This is a genomic window from Bacillus sp. IT-79MI2, assembly GCF_949768135.1.
Classification (GTDB): Bacteria; Bacillota; Bacilli; order Bacillales; family Bacillaceae_G; genus Bacillus_A; species Bacillus_A pseudomycoides.
Window position 1 is genome coordinate 66790 of sequence record NZ_CATKPV010000106.1, and the last position, 22399, is coordinate 89188.

Annotated in this window: 26 protein-coding genes; 10 read left to right on the forward strand and 16 right to left on the reverse strand. The window is 35.2% G+C overall.

Translation table 11 applies throughout. The features are described from left to right. Positions 1–99 precede the first annotated feature (99 nt). Positions 100–1008, forward strand: a complete 909-nt coding sequence (locus ACM6HU_RS24670; RefSeq protein WP_275857426.1) for an aminoglycoside phosphotransferase family protein — start codon at positions 100–102, stop codon at positions 1006–1008. Here the strand turns inward: ACM6HU_RS24670 and ACM6HU_RS24675 are convergent. The 4 genes from ACM6HU_RS24675 to ACM6HU_RS24690 form a co-directional block, all read right to left on the reverse strand. Next, positions 1005–1166 carry a hypothetical protein gene (locus ACM6HU_RS24675; RefSeq protein WP_016113979.1) on the reverse strand — a complete coding sequence of 54 codons (162 nt, stop codon included), beginning with the start codon at positions 1164–1166 and terminating at the stop codon, positions 1005–1007. The genes ACM6HU_RS24670 and ACM6HU_RS24675 overlap by 4 nt on opposite strands. Before the next feature lie 97 nt (positions 1167–1263). Continuing rightward, the gene (locus ACM6HU_RS24680) at positions 1264–2037 is read right to left on the reverse strand and encodes a hypothetical protein (protein WP_016131273.1); all 774 of its coding nucleotides are present in this window, start codon (positions 2035–2037) and stop codon (positions 1264–1266) included. A gap of 23 nt (positions 2038–2060) precedes the next feature. Beyond that, a complete protein-coding gene (locus tag ACM6HU_RS24685) occupies positions 2061–2507 on the reverse strand; it encodes a flavodoxin (RefSeq protein ID WP_016113977.1) in 447 nt (148 codons plus the stop codon). A gap of 390 nt (positions 2508–2897) precedes the next feature. Next, complete coding sequence (locus ACM6HU_RS24690) at positions 2898–4076, reverse strand: M20 metallopeptidase family protein (protein WP_016113976.1); 1179 nt, start codon at positions 4074–4076, stop codon at positions 2898–2900. A gap of 314 nt (positions 4077–4390) precedes the next feature. On the opposite strand from ACM6HU_RS24690, the gene ACM6HU_RS24695 reads away from it, so the two are divergent. The 5 genes from ACM6HU_RS24695 (at position 4391) to dltD (ending at position 8709) form a co-directional block, all read left to right on the forward strand. Further along, a complete protein-coding gene (locus ACM6HU_RS24695; RefSeq protein ID WP_003206349.1) occupies positions 4391–4537 on the forward strand; it encodes a teichoic acid D-Ala incorporation-associated protein DltX in 147 nt (48 codons plus the stop codon). Between the two features lie 12 nt (positions 4538–4549). Next, positions 4550–6064, forward strand: coding sequence for a D-alanine--poly(phosphoribitol) ligase subunit DltA (gene dltA / locus ACM6HU_RS24700; protein ID WP_016113975.1), 1515 nt, complete (start codon positions 4550–4552; stop codon positions 6062–6064). Beyond that, entirely contained in the window at positions 6061–7227 is a 1167-nt protein-coding gene (gene dltB / locus ACM6HU_RS24705) for a D-alanyl-lipoteichoic acid biosynthesis protein DltB (RefSeq protein ID WP_016113974.1), read from the forward strand. Before dltA ends, dltB begins: the two co-directional genes overlap by 4 nt. A 70-nt stretch (positions 7228–7297) precedes the next feature. After that, entirely contained in the window at positions 7298–7537 is a 240-nt protein-coding gene (gene dltC, locus ACM6HU_RS24710) for a D-alanine--poly(phosphoribitol) ligase subunit DltC (RefSeq protein WP_016113973.1), read from the forward strand. Further along, positions 7534–8709, forward strand: a complete 1176-nt coding sequence (gene dltD / locus ACM6HU_RS24715) for a D-alanyl-lipoteichoic acid biosynthesis protein DltD (protein ID WP_275857423.1) — start codon at positions 7534–7536, stop codon at positions 8707–8709. Before dltC ends, dltD begins: the two co-directional genes overlap by 4 nt. A 21-nt stretch (positions 8710–8730) precedes the next feature. On the opposite strand, the gene ACM6HU_RS24720 is transcribed toward dltD, so the two are convergent. Next, positions 8731–9822 (reverse strand): NAD(P)H-dependent flavin oxidoreductase, encoded by a 1092-nt coding sequence (locus ACM6HU_RS24720; RefSeq protein ID WP_275857422.1) that lies wholly within the window; start codon positions 9820–9822, stop codon positions 8731–8733. A 117-nt stretch (positions 9823–9939) separates the two neighbouring features. On the opposite strand from ACM6HU_RS24720, the gene ACM6HU_RS24725 reads away from it, so the two are divergent. Next, entirely contained in the window at positions 9940–10857 is a 918-nt protein-coding gene (locus tag ACM6HU_RS24725) for a S66 peptidase family protein (RefSeq protein ID WP_275857421.1), read from the forward strand. Positions 10858–10972: 115 nt separating this feature from the next. On the opposite strand, the gene ACM6HU_RS24730 is transcribed toward ACM6HU_RS24725, so the two are convergent. The 3 genes from ACM6HU_RS24730 to ACM6HU_RS24740 form a co-directional block, all read right to left on the reverse strand. Then, positions 10973–11371 carry an SseB family protein gene (locus tag ACM6HU_RS24730; protein ID WP_016113969.1) on the reverse strand — a complete coding sequence of 133 codons (399 nt, stop codon included), beginning with the start codon at positions 11369–11371 and terminating at the stop codon, positions 10973–10975. A gap of 112 nt (positions 11372–11483) precedes the next feature. Next, complete coding sequence (locus ACM6HU_RS24735; protein WP_275857420.1) at positions 11484–12053, reverse strand: cysteine hydrolase family protein; 570 nt, start codon at positions 12051–12053, stop codon at positions 11484–11486. Beyond that, positions 12053–12475 carry a carboxymuconolactone decarboxylase family protein gene (locus ACM6HU_RS24740; protein WP_016132632.1) on the reverse strand — a complete coding sequence of 141 codons (423 nt, stop codon included), beginning with the start codon at positions 12473–12475 and terminating at the stop codon, positions 12053–12055. Before ACM6HU_RS24740 ends, ACM6HU_RS24735 begins: the two co-directional genes overlap by 1 nt. A gap of 126 nt (positions 12476–12601) precedes the next feature. Here ACM6HU_RS24740 and ACM6HU_RS24745 point away from each other — a divergent pair, with 126 nt between their 5' ends. Both ACM6HU_RS24745 and ACM6HU_RS24750 read left to right on the forward strand, forming a co-directional pair. Then, a complete protein-coding gene (locus ACM6HU_RS24745) occupies positions 12602–13060 on the forward strand; it encodes an Lrp/AsnC family transcriptional regulator (RefSeq protein ID WP_003196118.1) in 459 nt (152 codons plus the stop codon). Between the two features lie 96 nt (positions 13061–13156). Next, on the forward strand, positions 13157–13339 hold the full coding sequence (locus ACM6HU_RS24750; protein ID WP_003196117.1) for a DUF3913 family protein: 183 nt from the start codon (positions 13157–13159) through the stop codon (positions 13337–13339). 59 nt (positions 13340–13398) lie between these two features. On the opposite strand, the gene ACM6HU_RS24755 is transcribed toward ACM6HU_RS24750, so the two are convergent. Continuing rightward, on the reverse strand, positions 13399–14412 hold the full coding sequence (locus ACM6HU_RS24755; protein WP_033671054.1) for a CPBP family intramembrane glutamic endopeptidase: 1014 nt from the start codon (positions 14410–14412) through the stop codon (positions 13399–13401). Positions 14413–14640: 228 nt separating this feature from the next. Here ACM6HU_RS24755 and ACM6HU_RS24760 point away from each other — a divergent pair, with 228 nt between their 5' ends. Further along, entirely contained in the window at positions 14641–16098 is a 1458-nt protein-coding gene (locus ACM6HU_RS24760) for an alanine/glycine:cation symporter family protein (protein WP_016132630.1), read from the forward strand. Between the two features lie 148 nt (positions 16099–16246). Here ACM6HU_RS24760 and ACM6HU_RS24765 read toward each other — a convergent pair whose 3' ends face one another. The 7 genes from ACM6HU_RS24765 to ACM6HU_RS24795 all read right to left on the reverse strand — a co-directional run bounded on the left by ACM6HU_RS24765 (position 16247) and on the right by ACM6HU_RS24795 (position 22347). Next, on the reverse strand, positions 16247–17023 hold the full coding sequence (locus tag ACM6HU_RS24765; protein ID WP_016113963.1) for an ABC transporter permease: 777 nt from the start codon (positions 17021–17023) through the stop codon (positions 16247–16249). Further along, complete coding sequence (locus ACM6HU_RS24770) at positions 17023–17925, reverse strand: ABC transporter ATP-binding protein (RefSeq protein WP_016131270.1); 903 nt, start codon at positions 17923–17925, stop codon at positions 17023–17025. Before ACM6HU_RS24770 ends, ACM6HU_RS24765 begins: the two co-directional genes overlap by 1 nt. Positions 17926–17939: 14 nt before the next feature. Further along, positions 17940–18731, reverse strand: coding sequence for a hypothetical protein (locus tag ACM6HU_RS24775; protein ID WP_016113961.1), 792 nt, complete (start codon positions 18729–18731; stop codon positions 17940–17942). Continuing rightward, positions 18728–19426, reverse strand: coding sequence for an ABC transporter ATP-binding protein (locus ACM6HU_RS24780; protein ID WP_016113960.1), 699 nt, complete (start codon positions 19424–19426; stop codon positions 18728–18730). Before ACM6HU_RS24780 ends, ACM6HU_RS24775 begins: the two co-directional genes overlap by 4 nt. Continuing rightward, positions 19426–19803 carry a GntR family transcriptional regulator gene (locus tag ACM6HU_RS24785; RefSeq protein ID WP_016113959.1) on the reverse strand — a complete coding sequence of 126 codons (378 nt, stop codon included), beginning with the start codon at positions 19801–19803 and terminating at the stop codon, positions 19426–19428. The genes ACM6HU_RS24780 and ACM6HU_RS24785 overlap by 1 nt, the downstream gene beginning before the upstream one ends. 125 nt (positions 19804–19928) lie before the next feature. Next, complete coding sequence (locus tag ACM6HU_RS24790) at positions 19929–21146, reverse strand: acyl-CoA dehydrogenase family protein (RefSeq protein ID WP_016113958.1); 1218 nt, start codon at positions 21144–21146, stop codon at positions 19929–19931. A gap of 13 nt (positions 21147–21159) precedes the next feature. Next, the gene (locus tag ACM6HU_RS24795; RefSeq protein ID WP_016113957.1) at positions 21160–22347 is read right to left on the reverse strand and encodes a CaiB/BaiF CoA transferase family protein; all 1188 of its coding nucleotides are present in this window, start codon (positions 22345–22347) and stop codon (positions 21160–21162) included. Positions 22348–22399 lie beyond the last annotated feature (52 nt).

A 22399-nucleotide genomic window follows, 5' to 3' on the forward strand; every position in this document is an offset into this window, starting at 1 on the left:
TGTCCCTCTCTTTTTTCGATATATTTATTCCATCTTATCACAGAGTTTAAAAATTCTGATAATATTAATGCATATATCCACAAAAAAGGAGAAAATCATATGACATCTTATATGCGAGATATCCAGCAATCACTACCCAATATTCCTATACACTCTTATGAACAAAACGATAATGGCTGGGATAATGTAGCCATTATTATTAACAATGAATGGCTCTTCCGTTTTCCACGTAAATCCCAGTATGCAAAACGAATACCTCGCGAAAAAGAACTATGCGAGATACTTTCTCATTCTTTACAAGGGATAGAAGTTCCCAAATATCACATCTTATATAAAAATGAATCCGATTTAATTCCATATTGTAGTTATTATAAACTCATTCATGGGGAGCCATTAACAGTACAAATAATAGAAAGATTAACTGTAAAAGAACGTGAAACAGTTATCTCGCAGCTTGCTATCTTTCTCGCTTCTTTACATACCGTCCCAATAGAACATGCTGTAAAATGGGGGTTTGATACTGAGAAACCTATCTCATATTGGCGACAGATTCAAACGAAATTACACGTTCATCTTACTTGCACACTTACATTGTTAGAAAAAAAAGCTTTTGATTGTTTATTCGAGGATTTTTTTGAACATATGTATGCATCTAATTTCCAAAAAACAATGATCCACGCTGACTTTACACATCATCACATTTTATTTGATGGGGAGAAAAGAAGCATTGCTGGTATTATCGATTTTGGTGATGCTCAAATTGGAGATCCTGCCTTTGACTTCGCTGGATTATATAACAATTTTGGTAGTGAATTTACAAATGCCATATATAAACGGTACTGTACTCTCACTTCCCATCATGATTTATCTTTCTTTAAGCGTGTCATTCAATTTTATCAGTATAGTCCATTACTCCATAACCTTGTTTATAACTTTGAAACAAATAACGACCAGGAGATACAGAAGAATCGAAAACATTTACAAACTATACTTCAGGGAAGGAATTAACTTCTTTCCCTATTCTTCTTTTCCTCATATATCATTAATTTTTTATCCATTTCTACAATTAATTTATACATTTGAAACGCCTGCAAAATTTGCAATTGGACCCAAAAAGGAGCCTGTTGTTCTTTTAACCATTGAAATACTTTCACTCCATTTCCCATTAAGTATTCCTCCCATCATAAGTTCCCCTACGTATATACCGTAAATGATGAAAAGCTTTTCATGTCAATACCAAAAAGAGATGCAAATTTGCACCCCTTAATGTAGTATAGTATTCTTCGCTATCAATGCATCTTGCATCTCGTCTACTTTGCATTCATTACGAAAAGCACATCCAATACATTCAGAACAAAATGTACGTTCTGTGTAATGTTCTAGTTGCTGTAACATTTCTTTCATTCTATATAAATCGTTCATTCCAGCCATAATATCTTGCTCTTTTGGAACAGATTCATACCTAGTTCCTTCCATTAAATTAACAACTTCAATTCTTTCGGGAAGAATCCCAAAAACTTTGTAGCTAAACACTGCCGTAAGCTTTTGAAAAAGAGCAAGCATTTCTTCATTTGCATCAACAACATACTTTTTAATTACAAACGATTGTGTAGACCATTCACCCACTTCAAACGTTAATGAAATGTGCACACCTAACTCGTCCATATATGTTTGTAACTTCTCATATAAAAATAAAGGTGGTGTTTTACTCGCATCATTTTTCACAAACTGTATTAGATGGTCCGTTAACTTTGCAAGAACAATATAATATTCTGCTTTAGAAGCGAACATTCCAATACGCACTTTATCCCAATGCTTCTCTAATCGTTTTAACAACAGCATTGTTGTTTGTTTTTCTACAGGTGATGTGTAATAGTCAATAATAATTTGATTTACAATCGATTGAACCATTTGTTGCCATTCAAACGAAGAAGGTTCTCTTCTTTTTATATAGCGAAAATAAAACTTATGTGGACAACGCATAAAATCATATAAATGATAATCTGTCATCGTTTTAATTGATATTTTCCCCTGCACCCATCTTCATCTCCCTCTCACCATTAAGAAAGGTGTTTTACAAATTCAGCACCAAACTGAAGACATTTCTCTACATCTTCATCTTCTGGCGTTAGTTCTACTTTTAGCCCTTCCATTACAACTTCAGCACCGCGCTCTTGTAACTTTTCTATTAAGATATCAACAGCTGCCCCGTATTTCGGATAAGCAGAATCACAAGATCCAAATACTGCTGCTTTTTTACCTGCTAAATGAATTTCTTCCATTTCGTCATAAAAATCTAAGAAATCATCAGGAAGCTCACCATCTCCCCACGTATACGCTCCTAAAATAATCCCATCATATTCTTCTAATATAGAAGCTTCTGGCGTCGTCATAATGTCAATCACTTCAATATCATTGCCTGTTTCACGAATCGCTCCAGCTATATGATCAGCCATCTCCTCTGTATTTCCACTCATACTTGCAAAAATCATTACAAATTTATTCAACTGAATCTCTCCCTTGATTATGTATCGCTTCTTCTTCCTTGTTTCCTTTCTTCTCATCTACATATTCAGCACGAATTACACGCCGTTGCTATTCTATATCTTTATTTTTAATTTCCCTTTGCCCAAGGCGAAATATCTTTTTCATCTCTCCCTCATCCATTCTGCACTTGTGAACACATTGATAATAATTATCAATTCCGACTATACTTTTAGATTAAATGAAAATGATTATCAAAGTCAATCACTATTTTCAAAAAAATAATGAAAAGGTACAAGCTTGTCCGCCAGTTATTCATATACTATAAATGAGCATAGTTCTTTCTCAGCCCTCTCTAACGGAAAGAAATAGAAGCAACTGCGATAAGCGCAGTTGCCTTTTTTTGTACTCTCTTAAGCTTTTAGTAAATTCATTGTCGCCTGTAAAAATAACTCTGCCCCATTAATTAAAGCTGATTCATCCACATCAAACTTTGGATGATGATGAGGATAACAAGTTTTGATTTTCTCATTTCCAGTTCCTAATTTAATAAAACAGCCTGGCGCTTTTTTTAAATATGCCGAGAAATCTTCCCCTCCCATCGAAGGAGCTAGCTTTACAATTCTCTCCTCTCCAAACAACTCTACCGCACTTTCTTCTACTATTTTTGTAATAAACGTATCATTGATAACCGGGTCATATCCATAGCGATATGTATACGTATACGCTGCACCATGTGCCTCTGCAATCCCCTTAGCAATTTGTTCAATCATCTCTTCCGATTCTTTCCTTAGTTTTTGATCAAAGGACCGGACTGTTCCCATTAAATATGCTGTATCAGGAATAATATTATCTGCTGTTCCCCCGTGAAATTGTGTTATGGAAACAACTCTTTGCATAAAAGCGCCTGTATTTCTAGATACAATATGTTGTAAGTTCGTAATGATTTGCGCACCAACTGCTATCGGATCTACTGTTTCTTCCGGCCTAGCAGCATGGCCACCTCTTCCTTTTACTTCAATCGTAAATACATCGGGAGCAGCCATCATAGGCCCATATACAACTCCAATCTTCCCAGTTCCTAATCCAGACATTACATGTAGGCCGATAATATAATCCACACCATCCATCACACCAGCTCTCACCATTTCCTGTCCACCACCAGGATACACTTCTTCAGCATGTTGAAATAAAAGGCGAATTTCTCCTTCCCAATCCTCATTCTTATTTGCTATCGCTTCTGCTGTACCTAATAAAATAGCGGTATGTGCATCATGCCCACATGCATGCATAACCCCTGAAATAACTGATGCATATGGTTTAGACGTTTCTTCCTGAATTGGCAGGGCATCCATATCTGCACGAATTGCTATTACTTTGCCTGCCTTCTTTCCTTTTTTCTTTGCCATCACACTATACCGCGTCGGTCTTGTCACCTCGAAAGCTGAAAATGAACATAATGTATCATATATAAATTGTGAAGTTTTTTCCTCGTGGAATGATAGTTCAGGAAATTGGTGAAAATGTCTCCGCCACTTTATAATATTTTCCTCTGACACATATGTCTGCCATACCTTTTTCAAACGCTCCATTCCTGACAACCTCCTTTTCATTCTTCACATTTCTTATTTCACTGTGATTATTTAATTTCCTTGTAAGATTTTCATTTTCAAAAAATCGATTTATACACTCACAACTCATTAAAAAAAGACAAACCCATTACAAATTCATATAGAATGTAATATAATTGCTAAGTTAGGGATTTTCTTTTTTAGTATTTAGTGCTACTATCAAAAAAGAGCCTTTTTGTCTTAATTTTACCTAAAATGTGGAATTTCGTTTTTTTCACAATGATGTAGGACATGATACCTACATATAGTTACTATTTCATAAGAGAGGGAAAGACATGGAAAGATTAAAAGAGATATGGTCTCGACCACTCACACAATGGTTTGCAAAAACTTTTTATTACCTTGCAATTTTATTTGCTTTGCTTTGGTTGTATGGTTTCCATGATACAAACACAAGCACATTTATTTACAATGAATTTTAGGGTGGGAACGTTATGAAGTTATTAGAACAAATCGAAAAGTGGGCGACAGAAACTCCTGATCAAACCGCTTTCGTTTGGCGAGATGCGAAAATTACGTACAAACAATTAAAGGAAGATTCTGATGCATTGGCGCACTGGATTTCTTCTGAGTATCCCGATGATCGTTCACCAATTATGGTTTATGGCCATATGCAACCTGAAATGATCATCAACTTTTTAGGGTGTGTGAAAGCTGGACATGCTTACATTCCTGTAGATTTATCTATTCCAGCTGATCGTGTACTACGTATTGCTGAAAGTTCTGGTGCGAAGTTACTTCTATCTCCGGTAGAAGTTGCTGTAACTGACTTACCAGTTCGCATCGTATGTGAAGACAACTTAAAAGACATTTTCTTTACTCATAAAGGGCAAACGCCAAACCCTGAGCATGCGGTAAAAGATGATGAGAACTTCTACATTATTTACACATCAGGGAGCACAGGTAACCCGAAAGGTGTGCAGATTACTTATAATTGCCTTGTTAGCTTTACAAAATGGGCGGTTGAAGATTTCAACTTACAAACAGGACAAGTATTCTTAAACCAAGCACCGTTCTCATTCGATTTATCTGTAATGGACATTTACCCATCGTTAGTAACAGGTGGTACACTTTGGGCAATCGATAAAGATATGATTGCACGTCCAAAAGACTTGTTTGCTTCTTTAGAGCAATCGGATATTCAAGTATGGACTTCCACACCATCTTTCGCAGAAATGTGTTTAATGGAAGCTTCTTTCTCTGAAAGTATGCTACCAAACATGAAAACATTCTTATTCTGCGGTGAAGTATTACCAAATGAAGTAGCTAGAAAATTAATTGAGCGCTTCCCGAAAGCAGCAATTATGAATACGTACGGTCCTACAGAAGCTACTGTTGCTGTAACAGGCATTCACGTTACACAAGAAGTTGTTGATAAATATAAATCTCTTCCTGTTGGCTACTGTAAATCAGACTGTCGCCTTCTTATTATGAAAGAAGATGGCACGATTGCACCAGATGGTGAAAAAGGTGAAATCGTAATTGTTGGTCCAAGCGTAAGCGTTGGTTATTTAGGAAGCCCTGAATTAACAGAAAAAGTATTCACAATGATTGATGGTGAGCGCGCCTACAAAACAGGTGATGCTGGCTATGTAGAAAATGGTCTTCTATTCTATAATGGTCGTCTTGATTTCCAAATTAAGCTTCACGGTTATCGAATGGAATTAGAAGAAATCGAACATCACCTTCGCGCGTGTGCTTACGTAGAAGGAGCAGTTGTTGTTCCAATTAAAAAAGGTGAAAAATACGATTATTTATTAGCGGTTGTTGTTCCTGGAGAGCATTCATTTGAAAAAGAATTCAAATTGACATCTGCAATCAAAAAAGAACTCAATGAGCGATTACCAAACTACATGATTCCACGTAAATTCATGTATCAATCTTCTATTCCAATGACACCAAATGGAAAGGTAGATCGCAAAAAATTATTGAGTGAGGTTACAGCATGACCGCATATGGATCATTTTATTTTTTCGCTATAGTGGGCATTTTATTAATACCTACTATCATAGCTGGATTAAAAGGTAAAATGTTGCGTAAATATAATGCCGTTCTAACGTTAGTAATGCTTGCACTTATTTTCTCTGACAAACCGAAGCAAGCAATGATGTTAGCAGTATTTATCATTTGGCAATACATCCTTATTAAAGGCTATTTATTATTAAGAAAACAAAATAATAATACGTCCATGTTTTACATGGCTGTTATTTTATCGATTTTGCCACTAATTCTGGCAAAAATCGCACCATTTGTACATGAATTAAAATTCATTGTATTTGCTGGTATGTCTTATGTAACATTCAGAGCAGTACAAATGGTATTTGAGATTCGTGACGGTTTAATTAAAGAATTCTCATTCTTTAATTTCTGGGAATTTGTTCTGTTCTTCCCAGCTATCTCGACTGGACCTATTGATCGTTATCGTAGGTTCCAAAAAGATATTCAAAAGCCACCAAGTGCTGAAGAATATCAAAAGTTACTCTATACAGGTATTAATCGTATTTTCCAAGGTTTCCTGTATAAGTTTATTATCGCTTATTTATTGCAGAAGCATTTTGTTGATGCAGTATTTGCGAATCAAGATACCATTTTCTCTAATGCGATTTATATGTATAGTTACAGTTTATACCTATTCTTCGACTTCGCAGGTTATAGTGCATTCGTAATTGGTGTCAGTTATATGATGGGTATTAAAACACCAGAAAACTTTAATAAACCATTTATTAGTCGTAACATTAAAGATTTCTGGAACCGTTGGCACATGACCTTATCATTCTGGTTCCGTGATTTTATTTATATGCGCTTTGTTTTTTTCGCAACAAAGAAAAAGCTACTTAAAAATCGCTACACGATTTCATATATCGGTGCATTTTTAAACTTTTTCATTATGGGCGTTTGGCATATTCTAGGTGAACATGTTTACCAGTACATTATTTACGGCCTTTACCATACTGTTTTGTTTATTTCGTTTGATATTTTCGAACGAAAAAACAAGAAACATAAATTTTGGCCAAACAATAAATTCATGCATGTTCTTGCAGTAGTAATTACGTTCCATTTCGTATGTTTCGGTTTCCTAATCTTCTCTGGTCACCTTAACAGATACTTTTAATGAATAGCTTCTTTTCTTACAGCTAAGAAGTTACACATAATATATTTCGGATATAAAGGAGATTTTAAAAATGGCAGAATTTAAAGATCAAGTATTAGATATTTTAGAAGAAGTTTGTGAAAATGATATTGTAAAAGAAAATCCAGATGTACAATTATTTGAAGAAGGTATCCTTGATTCTTTCGGTACAGTATCTTTATTAGTAGAATTCCAAGAACGTCTAGATATCGAAGTATCTATTTCTGATTTTGACCGCGATGAGTGGGCAACACCAAACATGATTATTAAGAAGTTGGAAGATATCCGATGAAAAAAGCAACTTTTGGTCCGATGCTCTTAGCATTGGCCCTTTTTGCTGTATTCTTACTTATCCCAACACGCTTCCTACTTCCACTTGTAAGTGACAAGAAAGTAGAACAAGCTGCAACTTCTCTAAAAGAAGAAAAAATACAAAGTATGATTTTACAGCAAAAAATGTTAGAAGATCCGAAATACCTTCCGATGTATGGTTCATCGGAATTTGCGAGAATGGATGCTTTTCATCCATCCAATTACTTTAAAGTAAAACCTGAAGGATTCACACCATTTCTTCTTGGTCGTGGTGGAACGCAAGACCTTATCCATGTGCTAAACTTTGCATCTACAATGGATCAATTAAAAGATAAAAAAATGGTCTTTGTTCTTTCACCACAATGGTTTGTACCACAAGGCATTGATGAAACACACTTTGCACCTAACTTTTCAAAACAACAAGGCTACCATTTCATTTTTAACAATGATTTAAAGCCTGAAATGAAAAAACAAATTGCAAAACGTTTATTGAACTTTGAAATTGTAAAAAAAGAGACGTTATTAAAAACATCTTTAGAAGGCATTGTCTATGATGATACTAAACATAAGATAAAAGCAATTGCAGCGAAACCATTTGCTTATCTTTACCGTAATATTTTAGATCGCAAAGACATATTTACAGTGATGTTCAATATTAAACCGCATAAAGAACAACTTGATCCAGCATTGAAACAAATGAACTGGAATGAAGCACGTAAACACGCGGATCAAACTGGTGAATTAGAATCAAAATCAAATCAGTATGGTATCGAAGATGATTACTTCAATAGCAAAATTAAAAAGAAATTGAAGCAACGCAAAGATTACTTAAAAAATGACGCTTATCATCACTCTCCAGAATATGAAGATTTACAAATTGCGCTCGATTTATTAAAACAATCTGGTGCAAAACCACTCTTCATTTCTGTTCCTGTAAAAGGTCCTTGGTATGATTATGCTGGATTCCCGAAAGAACGACGCGAATTATACTATAAGAAAGTTCATGAGCAAATTAAACAAGCTGGCTATCCAATTGCTGACTTTTCAAACCATGAGTATGACAAATACTTCTTAAAAGATCATATGCACTTAGGATGGAAAGGCTGGGTATACATCGACGAAGCCATCCAGCAATTTTATAAAGCAAACTAATAAAAAGACCACTTGAATTATTCAAGTGGTCTTTTTGTATATGCTTTGTAAATTTTCTACGGTTACCTTTACTTCTCCCAACACTCGTTCAACAATTTGCTGAGCTGATTCTTTTCTTGCTAATGAAGAAGCTTGTCCAGCCCAGAGTGACATATATTCCCCTTTGTTTTGTTTTGCAGCTTCTTGACGTATTTTAGCGGTTAATACATTTTGAACTGGATACATTGGGAGCATTTCTTCTTTTTCTTCATGTTGTTCTATAAATGTATTTCGAATCCCCCTTGCATATTTTCCAGAAAATGATCTCGTTACAGTTGTACTCGTATCTGTACTGTGCAGTACCGCTTTTTTATGTACATTATGTGTAATACTTTCTTCACTTGTTAAAAATGCTGTTCCCATTTGAATGCCTTCTGCACCTAGTGCCATTGCTGCAACAAGACCTTGTCCATTCATAATGCCTCCTGCCGCTACAATTGGGATATTTGATACTGCGGCTACCATTTGTGGAATTAATGCAAATGTACCGATCATAGAATCTTGTTCTTTCCCAATAAAAGTCCCGCGGTGTCCTCCAGCCTCGCTACCTTGTCCAACAATTACATCTACCTCTAATTCAGCAAGCACCTTCGCTTCTGCCACATTTGTAGCTGTTCCAATTATCTTTATGCCCTCTTTCTTCAACGATACAATTTCCTCTTGTTCTAACGTGTGAAATGCAAAGCTTATAACCGGAACTTTTTCTTCCTTTAACACGTGCAATTGTTCTTTATAACTTTTCGGAAGTTGTAATGATTGATTATACTCATCTATACCTAATTCTTTTCGTATCGGCTCTAATAAATTTCTTGCTACTTGTACTTTTTCTTCCTCAATTTGTATTTCTTTCGTAAGTAACAAATTTACTGCAAACGGCTTATCTGTTAACTCTCTTATTTTATAAATAGATTGACGAATTTGTTCCGGACTCATATAACCAGCCCCGAGCGTCCCTAGGCCGCCGCTATTACACACAGCCGCAACAAGCTCTGGTGTCGTAATTGCACCTGCCATACCAGCCTGAATAATTGGATACTTTATTTGTAATACATCATTTACTCTGCTTGTAAACATCCTTCTTTCCCTCCCTATGCCCCCTTATATCTTCTCGACTCAACAAACTTTTCCCTTCTTTTAAAAGGATTGAACTGCTTATAAACGAATATATTGAAAACGAAGGAGGAGATTTAAATGATTCAGCCAAATGTCTTACAACAAGGCGATACGGTAATGATTATTGCTCCAGCAGGCCCTCCAGTAATAGAACACGTCCTTGCAGGAAAAAAAGTATTAGAAACAATGGGCCTATCCGTAATAATTGGTCAAAGTGTTTACGAGAAATACGGCTATCTAGCTGGAAATGATGCAATCCGCCTTCAGGATTTACATGAATCCTTTTCCAATCCTGAAGTGCAAGCCGTTTTTTGCGCAAGAGGTGGATACGGAAGCGGTCGTCTCCTTCCTCATATTCAATATGAACTCATCCAAAACAACCCGAAGATTTTTTGGGGATATAGTGATATTACTGCTTTGCATATTGCCTTTTCACAATATGCAGGACTCATTACATTCCATGGACCTATGATTGAAGAATTAGGAAAAGGAGTGAATTCTCTTTCTTTATCTTCTTTCAATCAACTATTCTATCCGTATTCAACTATTTTACCAGCAGCAGAATGCATTACCACTACATCTACTTGTACAGTTTCCGCACCATTAGTTGGAGGCAATTTAACCGTTTTAGTAAGTACACTGGGTACCCCCTATGAAATCTATACAGCGAATAAAATTGTATTACTTGAAGATATTGGAGAAGAACCGTATCGTATTGATCGCATGTTCAACCAATTACATTTAGCAGGAAAATTGCATGAATGTGCAGGAGTTGTCTTCACAAGCTGCCATGATTGTATAGCCTCAAAGCAGTCTCTATCATTACAAACCATATTGTATAACTATCTCGCTCCATACAATATTCCGGTATTATTTGGTCTCCCTATCGGGCATATACAGCCAAATGTCGGAATACCACTCGGTGTTACTGCCACAATGGACACGGAAAGAAATACACTTTCTATCCCTTCAGGTGTGAAATTCATATCGAATTAAAAAGCAGTTTCCTATATACTTTTTCATTTACACAAAAAAGGAAAAGCATATATCGCTTTTCCTTTCTTTATGTTCCCTTATGCCGAGTTGACTATAAGAGGCTGACAACAATTTTTTACTGATAATAATTAAATATACGTCCAGAAGCTATATCTGCAATTTCTTCCGGAATAAATGTTTTGCTAAGCTCTGTGCCAACATTCAATACCGCTGTTGCTTCTTTATCTAGGTTTTCAAATAATTCTTTTCCACGTATCGTAATAAGGGGCGTTTCTTCCGGCAACACATCTTTCACAAATTCTAATTGCGTAAAGAACGGTACGATCCATCTACCCTCTCCTTGGAAATAACGCAAACGAAGTGTTCCTTCTGATGCAGAATCATCCGCCTCTATAGATCCAGCAACATAAAAATGAGTTGTTAATAGCAATTCATAAAATTCCTTTTGTTTTTGTTTATCCTCTTCTGCTAAAACGAGTACTGTTTCTATTTTCTTTACTGGAATTTGTTCCATATGCTGCCACCCCTGTTTTCAAAATGATTGTACTTTAATTATACGAAATATTCTTATTTTTTTCCACATAATTATTCAAATATTTTATTGAAATAATATCAATCATTCATCGTTACAACTGAACAAATCTTACCTTCTCCAATATTCCCGATGTTGTAACGATGGTAGCGAATTCCTCATGAAGATTTACGAGTGTCATATTATGAATTTCTTCTGCACAGTATTGTACACCATCTGGTCCCTTTCGATTAAATGTAGCCGTTGCATCACTTACTAAATACGTTGAAAACCCTAGATTTCTAGCCATCCGTGTCGTTGTTTCTACACAGTGGTTCGTCGTTAATCCAACGATAATAACTGAGTTACAGTTCTTCTCTTTTAGTAGCTTTTCTAAATCAGTTCCAATAAATGCACTGTTCACACACTTTTGAATGACTATTTCTCCCTGTAATGGTTGCACTTCTTCTTTGAATTTAACTGTTTCTGTATTTGGGTGAAACATTGACTCTACGTTTTCTTTATTCACATGTTGAATATGAATAATAGTTAATGCTCTTTTTCTCCACTCTTCTAATAAACTTTTCATATTCTCTTCTGCAAAAGGATTATTTCGCTCGCCCCAATAAGGTAGATTAAACGCTTTTTGTACATCAATAATAACAAGTGCTGACTGTTTCAGCATTATTCCTTCTCCTCTCCTGGCTGTAATTGAAATAAAAATCCAAGTTGTTGTGAAGCAGTAATAAAGCAAATATATACACAGAGCTCTACAATCTCTGCCTCACTCCAATACTGTTTCAACACATCAAACATCTTATCATCTATCGCTGAACGATTATGTACAAATACATGTGCAAAGGTTACAGCAGTACTAATCTCTTCTACCTTTTGCACATCATCTGGCTTTCCTTTTGCCATGCAATACAAACACTCATTTCCAAAAGCAAGTGTTCTACGTACTTGTTCTTTTAATTCTGCAGAAAGTGCCCCTTTTTCATATAATGTGTTTTCTAATACACTCCAAGCATGTAGTATATCTGGACAATGCCCTAATAATTTTTGAAACTTTGTTTCTCCTACATCTGATAATGAAATTCTCTCCATCATTTCTCCTCCTATTCCTTTCTGTTTTATTGTAAAATAAAGTATAGCCTTTTCACATTTCATATGAATCTTTATTTATATATTTTCTTTACAAAAATGATTAGTTTACTGGAGGTATATTTACATATGCAATTAGATCGTGTAGATCGTAAAATTTTAAATGAATTATATAATGATAGTCGCCTCTCTATGCGAGAATTATCAAAACGCGTAAACTTATCCGCGCCTTCTACTGCAGAACGTGTTCGTAAGTTAGAAAATGAAGGAGTCATTCAAAAATATACAATTGATATTGATTATAAAAAAGCTGGGCTCGTCTTAGATTGTATTTTAGAAATCACCTTAAAAAATGGTGATACAACGCGCATGCAACAATTTATTCAATCGTATCCATCGGCAAGCTTTTGCTATCGCGTAACTGGAAGTCTTTGTTATATCGTTAAAATTTCTGTTCCTTCATTAGTTGAACTTGAAGAGTTTATTAATGATGTTTCTTCATATGCAACAACTGTTTCTCATATCGTATTATCGGAAGTATCCCTTACTCCTGATATCGAACATATTTTTCCAGAAGAACAAAATTAATTTTTATTCAAAATATAATAAAAAACCCCTTACAAAAAGAATAAAAATGTTTTATTATGTATTAAAATACATAAAATTCGAGAAAGGGGCATTACATTGAAAATTTGGTTTTACGAAAAAACGATACAAGAAGATGATTTACTTGGCATTTGGGATAATGTTCCCACCATCCCTCGAATTGGGGAAAAGGTGGAAATTTTAAAAATGGTTCGTACAGTCACAGATATTAAATATGTAAAAAACGGAAACAACTTCCACGTTGAAATTGTTATCCATTAAAATAGCAGCTCTCCTCATTTATATTGGAGAGCTGCTATTTTTCGTTTCCTATACTCTTATCAATGTTCTGCTTTTGTTATAATAATTTTTTCATTCTCTACTACAACCTTTACATAATCATTCTCTTCTAATCTCAACTGATTCACAGCCTCATCTGGCAACTCTACAGCCATAAGTTGATCCGTTAAAATGACTTGACTATACATTTTATTTTGTTGTAATGGTACAACTGCCTTATCTTCATTGATAAAACGAAGAGGTGGTACCCCCACTTCTTTTACAGTTCGCCAATTTTTACGAATAAAAGGTGCCAACCATAATAAACTGATCAGAATTACAACGAGTCCAATCCATAAATTACTTTGTCCTTGTAATTCAGCAATCGAAATGACATCATCTGTTCCTTCACCACTCGTTAATTGGATGGTAGTTGCTATACAATTATTCAACGCATGAACAGCAATATTCGTCCATATATTTTTCGTTTTTATGTAAAGAAGACACATGACAACACCAAATACAAAAGCACCGACTACATCAAAATGTCCTAAACCAAAAATAAGAGAGGACACAATTACAGCACGTTTTATCCCCCACTTAAACGTCATACGCTGTAAAAAGAAACCTCGAAAGATAACTTCCTCCATAATAGGTGCAAAAACACATGCTGAAATAAAGCTAAAGATTTTTGTATATGTGCTACTCATATCAATTACACTATCATCACTTAATACACCCATTAAGAAATCTGGAACAAGATGTGCTAATATGTACAATTGAATAAAAGATACACCGAATGCAAAAATCATTCCCATTGCGGTTGCAACTATGATTATCTTCCAGTTTAACCGTGATGGTTTATCAAAGAAGCTAGTAAATATAACATTATTTTTTCGTGTTTTTAAATATAACCATAGTAGTGGAAATACAAAAAACACCGAAATTTGCACTGCAACATCCATGACATTTTCTGAAGCGCCTGCAAAGGATAGCGGTAGCACCATTACTACTATACCCAAAATCATCCATGCAAAAAAATTTCGAAGTCGTATACGTGAAAATGCGTACTGAATAAAAAACACCCCCAAGATGATATATTTATATTTTAATATGAATATCATTAAAATTCTTCCTATTTTTCTCAGTTCGCTTTTAAATACTATACCTATTAAAATATATAATAAGAAATCTATTTTGTAATTTCCTCTTTGCAAGACTTTCTGTTATAATGTTAAACGTCGCTTTTTATACCTATTTTTTCAAAACACATTATCATGATAAGAATAAGGAGGATTACGTACATGGATTTTTTTGAAAATGTCATTACTCCGATTCATAAGTTTATTACAACAACAAACGAATATTTATGGGGTTATATTTTAATTACATTGTTAATCACTGTAGGTTGTTATTTTACAATAAGAGCTGGATTTGTTCAGTTCCGTCACATTCGTGAAATGATCCGTTTGCTAGGCGATGGCGCAAGCCCTTCTACACGTAAAGCACAAAAAGAAAAGCATGGTGTTTCTTCATTCCAAGCGTTTTGCATGAGTACAGCATCACGTGTTGGAACAGGTAACTTAGCTGGTGTAGCAATTGCTATTTCTACGGGTGGACCAGGTGCTGTCTTTTGGATGTGGCTTATCGCTATGATTGGCGGCGCATCTGCTTTCGTTGAAAGTACACTTGCACAAATTTATAAAATTCAAGACGGTAAAACATTCCGTGGTGGACCAGCATACTACATGGAAAAAGGTTTAAACAAACGCTGGATGGGTATGATTTTCTCCGTTTTAATCACAGTTAGTTTCGGTTTAGTCTTTAACGCTGTACAAGCAAATACCGTAACATCTGCATTCGATGGTGCTTTTCATATCGATCCAAAAATAGTTGGAGTTTCATTAGCTGCCCTATTATCTGTTATTATTTTTGGTGGCGTAAAGCGAATCGCACGTGTTGTAGAAATGATTGTACCAGTTATGGCAATCATTTATGTTGCAGTTGCACTATTTGTTGTCGTGACAAATATTACATTGATTCCAGAAATGATAAAAGAAATTTTAGCACACGCATTTGGCATAAAAGAAATCGCGGGCGGTAGCTTTGGTGCAGCTGTTTTACTTGGTGTCAAACGTGGTTTATTCTCCAATGAAGCTGGTATGGGTAGTGCACCAAACGCAGCTGCGACTGCTAACGTAACACACCCTGTTAAACAAGGTTTTATTCAAACACTTGGTGTCTTTACAGATACATTATTAATATGCAGTTGTACTGCTTTTATTATCCTTTTATCGGACGTTCATACTGGAACAGATTTAAATGGTATTCAGTTAACACAAGAAGCGTTAAAAGCGCATATTGGTCCTTGGGCTCCAATCTTTGTCGCTGTAGCAATCTTCTTGTTTGCTTTCAGTTCTCTAATCGGAAATTACTATTATGGTGAGACAAATATCGAGTTCTTAAAAGGAAGCAAAACAACACTTATGATTTACCGCATCGCTGTAATTGGTATGGTATTCCTGGGTTCTGTTGCAACCATTCAAGTTGTATGGGATTTAGCTGACCTATTCATGGGCGTTATGGCAATTTTCAACTTAGTTACAATTATTTTCTTAAGCAAATATGCATTTGCAGCATTGAAAGACTATATGAAGCAAAAAGAGGCTGGACAAGACCCAGTCTTCTACGCTGACAGCATTCCTGGTTTAGAAAATACAGAATGCTGGGATCGTGAAAAAACAGAAGAAAAAGTTGGTTAAGGAAAATCCCCGCTTGCCGGGGATCTTTTTTATTTCATATATACATGTAAAGTCATATTACTAAAAATACAAATCGATTTGATTTAATAACACCTTTCTTTTTATACTCATTTAGTTCTTCATATATATTATTGTTTATATAAATATTTTATAATACATCACGCTTTTGGAATAATGCACTCGATGCAACAAGTAACACTACAAAATACACAATTACAAGTAATAGCGATGTTGTGAAATTAAATTCTGTAAATGGTGGTTCAACACCGCCACTAATTAATTTGTTGCTGTCGTACATACTTAAGTTCAAATGGAAAAACACAACAAATTTAGCAATACCTTTTGCAAACATCATAAGAGCTATATTAATTGCCCCTTGCAAGAAGAATAAGAACAATGTAATGATTAATGGTAATACTGATTTTCTAAAAACATTTGCCAAGAAAAAGGCAAGTGTTGCAAAGAAGAACGGTGCAAGAAGTTGATATAAGATTGACTTAAGCAATATGCTTAACGTTAAATCTGTTTTCCCTCCGTCCATTGCAATTGCACCGATAATCATTGCAATTAACATACCTGCAAAGACAACAAATAACATTGTTAGTAATACAGAAATGTATTTAGAAAATAAAATCATAATTCTTTTTCTCGGACGAATTAATAATTGCTTAATCGTTCCTTTTTGAAACTCCTCTGTAATCGTACGAGAAGCAATCGTAATACCGAAAATTGTTGCAAATAAAATAACTAAACTAATATCTGACTTCGTAAAATCTAAATATGTTCCATTAAAATCTTTAGCTTCACCCCATTTCAATATTGCGAGGACACCTAAAACTTCCAATGCAGCAATTACGCCTATCAATATATACATACCTTTTTTCGCATGTAGCTTTAGTAATTCATTTTGAATTAATTTAAACATTACGCTTTCACTCCCCCAGTAATCGCTAAGAACTCATCCTCTAACGTTTTATTTTGCACTGTCACACCATATACAAGTACATCAGCATGCACAAGTTGTTTTACAATTTGCGGAATCTTTTCTTTCGCTACAGATGTCTCAACTACGCTTCCTTGTGCCTTACCTTTAATAATTTCATTCGCTTTCTGAATTTGATCTACCTCAAATGCCACTACAACCGTTTCACCATGCTTTGCTTGCTCATGTAAGTTATACTCTTGCACAAACTGACCTTGCTTAATAATAACTACACGATCACACATAAGTTCAATTTCGCTTAATAAATGACTTGATACGATAACCGCAATGTTTTCTTCTTTCGCTAATCGTTGTAAATAATCACGAATTTGGCGAATACCCGCTGGATCTAATCCGTTTGTCGGTTCATCTAATATTAAAATTTTCGGATTATGTAAAAGTGCTTGCGCAATACCAAGACGTTGTTTCATTCCAAGTGAATATGTTTTCACTTTTTTATGAATGGCATGCTCTAATTCAACAAGCTTTACAATTTCAACGATACGCTCTTTACTAATTGGTGTAATTGCCATATTTGCAAAATGCCTTAAATTTTGCATTCCTGTCATATAGTCATAGAGTTCAGGATTCTCGACAATCGCTCCAATTTGTTCTAACGCCTTCTCACGTTCTGTACGAATGCTATGACCACAAATTGTGATATCGCCTTTTGTCATTGAAATCAGACCAGTCATCATCCGAATTGTCGTCGTTTTCCCGCTTCCATTCGGTCCAAGAAATCCATATACCTCCCCTTCACGAACTTCAAATGAAAGACCACGAATAATTTCATTTTTTCCTATTTTTTTATGGACGTTTTCTAATTTCACTACTACGTTTCCCAATGATTGTTCCTCCTTTAGACTTCTAGTTTTTTATCGATGATGCGACCTGTTATTAATACCAATAGAAAGATTAACAATAAACTAAAACTTAAATAAGAAATATTTGAACCATCATTAAAATAAAAAGATGTTTCGAAAAAACCATTTTTATCTATAAATCCAACATTCTTTACAGAAAATACATATCTATCTATTTTTGCTAACATATTAGTTATAAAAAACTGGATTCCACCGAAAACGACAAAGAAAAATATAAATAGCACCTTATTTAATGAGGATTTCACATTAAATAGTTTTATAACTACGATTATGAAATACACAGAAATTAATGTACTTATTAAATCTACAAGCCATAAAAAGATAGAGAACAGATGGTGTAATAAACCATAATTGTACAAACTATTAATGCCCTGTTGAACCTCTCCACTTGCCTTGTTCTCATATATATTTAAAGAAAGAAGATGTAAAAAAACAATGCCTATTAAAGACAACAGAGTAAACATTATTATAAAAAACAATAAATTCGCATATATATATTTCTTTGATGGAATTGCAGCATACCGAATCATAGATCCTCTCACTATTTTTCTGAAAGAAGAGATCGCCAGTAAGAAGATAGAAAATGCAGTCATACAAAATAATAATATAAATATAATTAATATTATATCTTGTCTATTTGAAACCCTTACCCCCGAAGATCCCTTCATATTAAATAATAGAATTAATGAAGTGGTAATAAATCCGAAATAAATTACCCATACCTTCTTTTTATTACAATTATATAAATATCTAAGGAGTTGACTCATTTCCCAAACACCTCCTTAAACAATTCAGTCACCGCTTTCCCTCTTTGAAAACGCAGTTCTTCTACATTTTCATGCAGTACAATCTCTCCATCCTTCAAAAAGGTGACTTCATCAAATATATTTTCAATCTCTCCAATTAAATGAGTCGAAATTAAAATCGTACTGTCTTCACGATAAAACTGTAAAATGAGTTCTAGCACATGTTCACGTGAAACGGGATCAATTCCGCCAAGCGGTTCATCTAATATGTAGAGTTTTGCTTTTCTTGAAAATGTTAAAATCAACTGTAATTTTTCAATCATTCCCTTTGACAATACTTTAATTTTTTCTTCTAATGGTATTTTAAATTCAGTGATTGCATCTACTGCCTTTTGGATCTCAAAGTCTTGATAAAAATCACGATAGAAAAATATAGCATCTTTTACAGTCATCCACTCATCAAATACAGGTCGATCCGGCATAAATGAAACAATCTTTTTTGTTTCTAAACCCACCTTCTTACCTGCAATTGTGACATTTCCTTCCGAAGGGTGCTGCAAACCTGCAATCATTTTCAATAATGTTGTTTTTCCACTACCGTTATCTCCAACAAGGCCAATAATCTTTCCTTCTGTAATCTCTAGGTTTAGCTCACGAATCACTGCCTTTAAACCATATCGCTTCCATAAGTTCTCTATTTTTAATAGCCCTGTCATCAGCTCTCCTCCCTTTTCTCTTCCAATGAGGAACGGAGGATTGAGAGAATTTCCTCTTCTGTAAAACCTAAATTGTCCATTCCGTTTATAAAAGAATGAAGCAACTCTTTTGCCATATCTTTGCGCAGCTCCATAATTTTCTCTCCCTCGCTTGTTACATATCTTCCCATCCCTCTACGTGTTACAACAATACCATCTCGCTCTAGCTCTTGAAATGTACGCTGGATCGTATTTGGATTTACTTGTAACTCGCTTGCTAATTCACGTACAGAGGGAATTTTGTCGCCAGGTGATAGATGACCTGTTACAATTTCTTTTTTTATGTATTCCATCACCTGAATATAAATCGGTGTGTTAGGAGAAAATTCTATTTTCATTTCTTCCCTCCTTTTGTCTTAGTGTACTAGTTAAATAGTACACTAAGACAAAAGGGATGTAAATACTTGTAAATTAAAAATATAAAAAAAAGGTAGTGCAACCTTCGTTGCACTACCTTCCTATTTTATTTCGTTACCATTTCTGCCTCACTTTCTTCAAAAGGCCACTTCGGTAACATATTACGGAGTTCCTTATCAGAACGATAGCCAAGTGCATATTCTGCCTGCATAATGGTATGAATCTCACGTGTTCCTTCGTAAATAACTGGAGCTTTTGCATTTCGCAAATATCGTTCTACTGGAAATTCATTTGAATATCCATATGCCCCGTGCACCTGCACTGCATCATTTGCCGCTTCAAATGCAGCGTCACAAGCGATCCATTTCGCTAAAGACGTTTCACGTGTATTACGTTTCCCTTCATTTTTTAGCCATCCTGCTTTATAAACCAATAAACGTGATATTTCAAGATTCGCAGACATTTTCGCAATCATTTGCTGTACAAGCTGATGTTTTCCAATTTCTTTACCAAATGTCTTTCTCTCTTCACAATACTTTACACTCGCTTCTAAGCTTGCTTGAATGAGTCCGCATGCGCCTGCTGCTACTGTGAAACGTCCATTATCTAATGAAGCCATTGCAATTTTAAACCCTTCACCTTCTTCTCCAAGAAGGTTTTCCACTGGTACTTTTACATCATCTAAAAATACTTCACCTGTATTTCCAGCTCGAATACCAAGCTTTCCTTTTATCGCTTTTGTCGATACTCCTGGAAATGTTCGTTCTACGATAAAACAAGAAATACCTCGGTGCTTTAATTCTGGATTTGTTTTCGCAAATATTAAGAAGTGATCTGCAACATCACATAACGAAATCCATGTTTTAGATCCATTTAATACATAGTGATGACCTTGTTTCACTGCTGTTGTTTGCATAGCAACAACATCTGACCCTGCATTTGGTTCTGTTAAACCGAAAGCCCCAATTTTTTCACCTTTCGCTTGTGAAACAAGGTACTTTTGTTTTTGTTCTTCTGTTCCCCATTGCAGAAGTGTCATACTATTTAACCCTGTATGTACAGATACAGCTGTACGGAAAGCTGTGTCACCGCGTTCCAATTCCTCGCAAATGATAGCCAGCGTATTATAATCCATACCCACGCCGCCATATTGCTCTGGAATACAAACGCCCATAAATTGCAATTCTGCTAAACGCTTCAAGATTTTTTCTTCAAAATGCCCTTTTTCATCCCATTCTTTAATGTATGGGATAATTTCATTATCTACGAATGATCTCACTACTTTTCTAACACTTTGTTGTTCTTCTGATAAAGAAAAATTCATTTGTACTGCCTCCTTATATCCATTGGTTTTTTTTCATTTCCCTAATACTTTCCTGAGAATACCCCAAATTTTTCAAAATCTGTTCTGTATGTTCTCCATGGAGTGGCGGATGTTTCTGCATTCGCACCGGTGTCTTTGCAAGTTTTAATGGTGAACCTACAAGTTTAAGATTCTCAATTGTTGGATGCTCCATATGAACTGTCATCTCTCGCGCCCCTGCTTGCTCTGTTTCTAGCGCTTCTTTCACATTGAGAATTGGTCCATTTGGAATACCTGCTTCATCCAACAATTGTTTCCATTCCTCTTTCTTTTTCTTCTTCATTTCTTTTGCAATTATGTCTATGAGCTCTTCCTTATACAAAAGGCGATTTGCATTTGTTGTATAACGATCTAAACGAGATAAATCTTGTCTACCAAGCAATACACAAAACCTATGGAACTGTTCATCGTTTCCGACCGCAACAACAAGGTCTCCATCCTTCGCCTTAAACACTTGATACGGAACAATATTCGGATGCTGATTCCCAAGTCTCTCTGGCAATTCTCCTGTACACAAATAATTACTCGCTACATTTACTAATGCTGCTAATTGGGAATCAAATAAAGAAATATCAATTTCTTGCCCTTCTCCCGTTCTATTCCGGTGCTGCAGAGCCGCTAAAATCCCGATACACGTAAAAAGACCTGTGAGAACATCTGAAATGGCAACCCCTACTTTTGCAGGCTCTTCATCCTTTCCTCCTGTTATACTCATAAGCCCACTCATTGCTTGAATCATATAATCATAGCCAGGAAGATGTGAAGCAGGACCCTTTTGACCAAACCCACTAATAGAAGCTAGAATAATGTCTCCCTTCACTTCCTGTAACACATCATAACCAAGTCCCATTCTTTCAAGTGTCCCAGGCTTGAAGTTTTGCACAACGATATCAGCATGAGAAACAAGCTTTTTCAAAATATCCTTTCCCATTTCTGATTTTAAATTTAATGTAAGCGACTCTTTATTGCGATTCGCACAAAGAAAATAAGCACTTTCTCCTTCTACAAAAGGCGGTCCCCATCCTCTTGTATCATCACCATTTCCTATATTCTCAACTTTAATTACCTCAGCCCCTAAATCACCGAGAATCATCGTACAAAAAGGACCGGCAAGAACCCGAGATAAATCAATAATTTTGATTCCGTGTAATGCTCCCTCCAACCCCTTCTCCTCCTATAGTAAAAACCAGTAAAACCAATGAGAAAAAAAGGAG

Coding starts and splice junctions, on each gene's coding strand:
- ACM6HU_RS24670 (WP_275857426.1), top strand. CDS start 100: ATGACATCTTATATGCGAGATATCCAGCAATCACTACCCAATATTCCT.
- ACM6HU_RS24740 (WP_016132632.1), bottom strand. CDS start 12,475: ATGGAGAGAATTTCATTATCAGATGTAGGAGAAACAAAGTTTCAAAAA.
- ACM6HU_RS24690 (WP_016113976.1), bottom strand. CDS start 4,076: ATGGAGCGTTTGAAAAAGGTATGGCAGACATATGTGTCAGAGGAAAAT.
- ACM6HU_RS24775 (WP_016113961.1), bottom strand. CDS start 18,731: ATGAGTCAACTCCTTAGATATTTATATAATTGTAATAAAAAGAAGGTA.
- ACM6HU_RS24780 (WP_016113960.1), bottom strand. CDS start 19,426: ATGACAGGGCTATTAAAAATAGAGAACTTATGGAAGCGATATGGTTTA.
- ACM6HU_RS24675 (WP_016113979.1), bottom strand. CDS start 1,166: ATGGGAAATGGAGTGAAAGTATTTCAATGGTTAAAAGAACAACAGGCT.
- ACM6HU_RS24745 (WP_003196118.1), top strand. CDS start 12,602: ATGCAATTAGATCGTGTAGATCGTAAAATTTTAAATGAATTATATAAT.
- ACM6HU_RS24790 (WP_016113958.1), bottom strand. CDS start 21,146: ATGAATTTTTCTTTATCAGAAGAACAACAAAGTGTTAGAAAAGTAGTG.
- ACM6HU_RS24695 (WP_003206349.1), top strand. CDS start 4,391: ATGGAAAGATTAAAAGAGATATGGTCTCGACCACTCACACAATGGTTT.
- dltC (WP_016113973.1), top strand. CDS start 7,298: ATGGCAGAATTTAAAGATCAAGTATTAGATATTTTAGAAGAAGTTTGT.
- ACM6HU_RS24725 (WP_275857421.1), top strand. CDS start 9,940: ATGATTCAGCCAAATGTCTTACAACAAGGCGATACGGTAATGATTATT.
- dltB (WP_016113974.1), top strand. CDS start 6,061: ATGACCGCATATGGATCATTTTATTTTTTCGCTATAGTGGGCATTTTA.
- ACM6HU_RS24735 (WP_275857420.1), bottom strand. CDS start 12,053: ATGCTGAAACAGTCAGCACTTGTTATTATTGATGTACAAAAAGCGTTT.
- ACM6HU_RS24720 (WP_275857422.1), bottom strand. CDS start 9,822: ATGTTTACAAGCAGAGTAAATGATGTATTACAAATAAAGTATCCAATT.
- ACM6HU_RS24785 (WP_016113959.1), bottom strand. CDS start 19,803: ATGAAAATAGAATTTTCTCCTAACACACCGATTTATATTCAGGTGATG.
- dltA (WP_016113975.1), top strand. CDS start 4,550: ATGAAGTTATTAGAACAAATCGAAAAGTGGGCGACAGAAACTCCTGAT.
- ACM6HU_RS24760 (WP_016132630.1), top strand. CDS start 14,641: ATGGATTTTTTTGAAAATGTCATTACTCCGATTCATAAGTTTATTACA.
- dltD (WP_275857423.1), top strand. CDS start 7,534: ATGAAAAAAGCAACTTTTGGTCCGATGCTCTTAGCATTGGCCCTTTTT.
- ACM6HU_RS24765 (WP_016113963.1), bottom strand. CDS start 17,023: ATGTTTAAATTAATTCAAAATGAATTACTAAAGCTACATGCGAAAAAA.
- ACM6HU_RS24730 (WP_016113969.1), bottom strand. CDS start 11,371: ATGGAACAAATTCCAGTAAAGAAAATAGAAACAGTACTCGTTTTAGCA.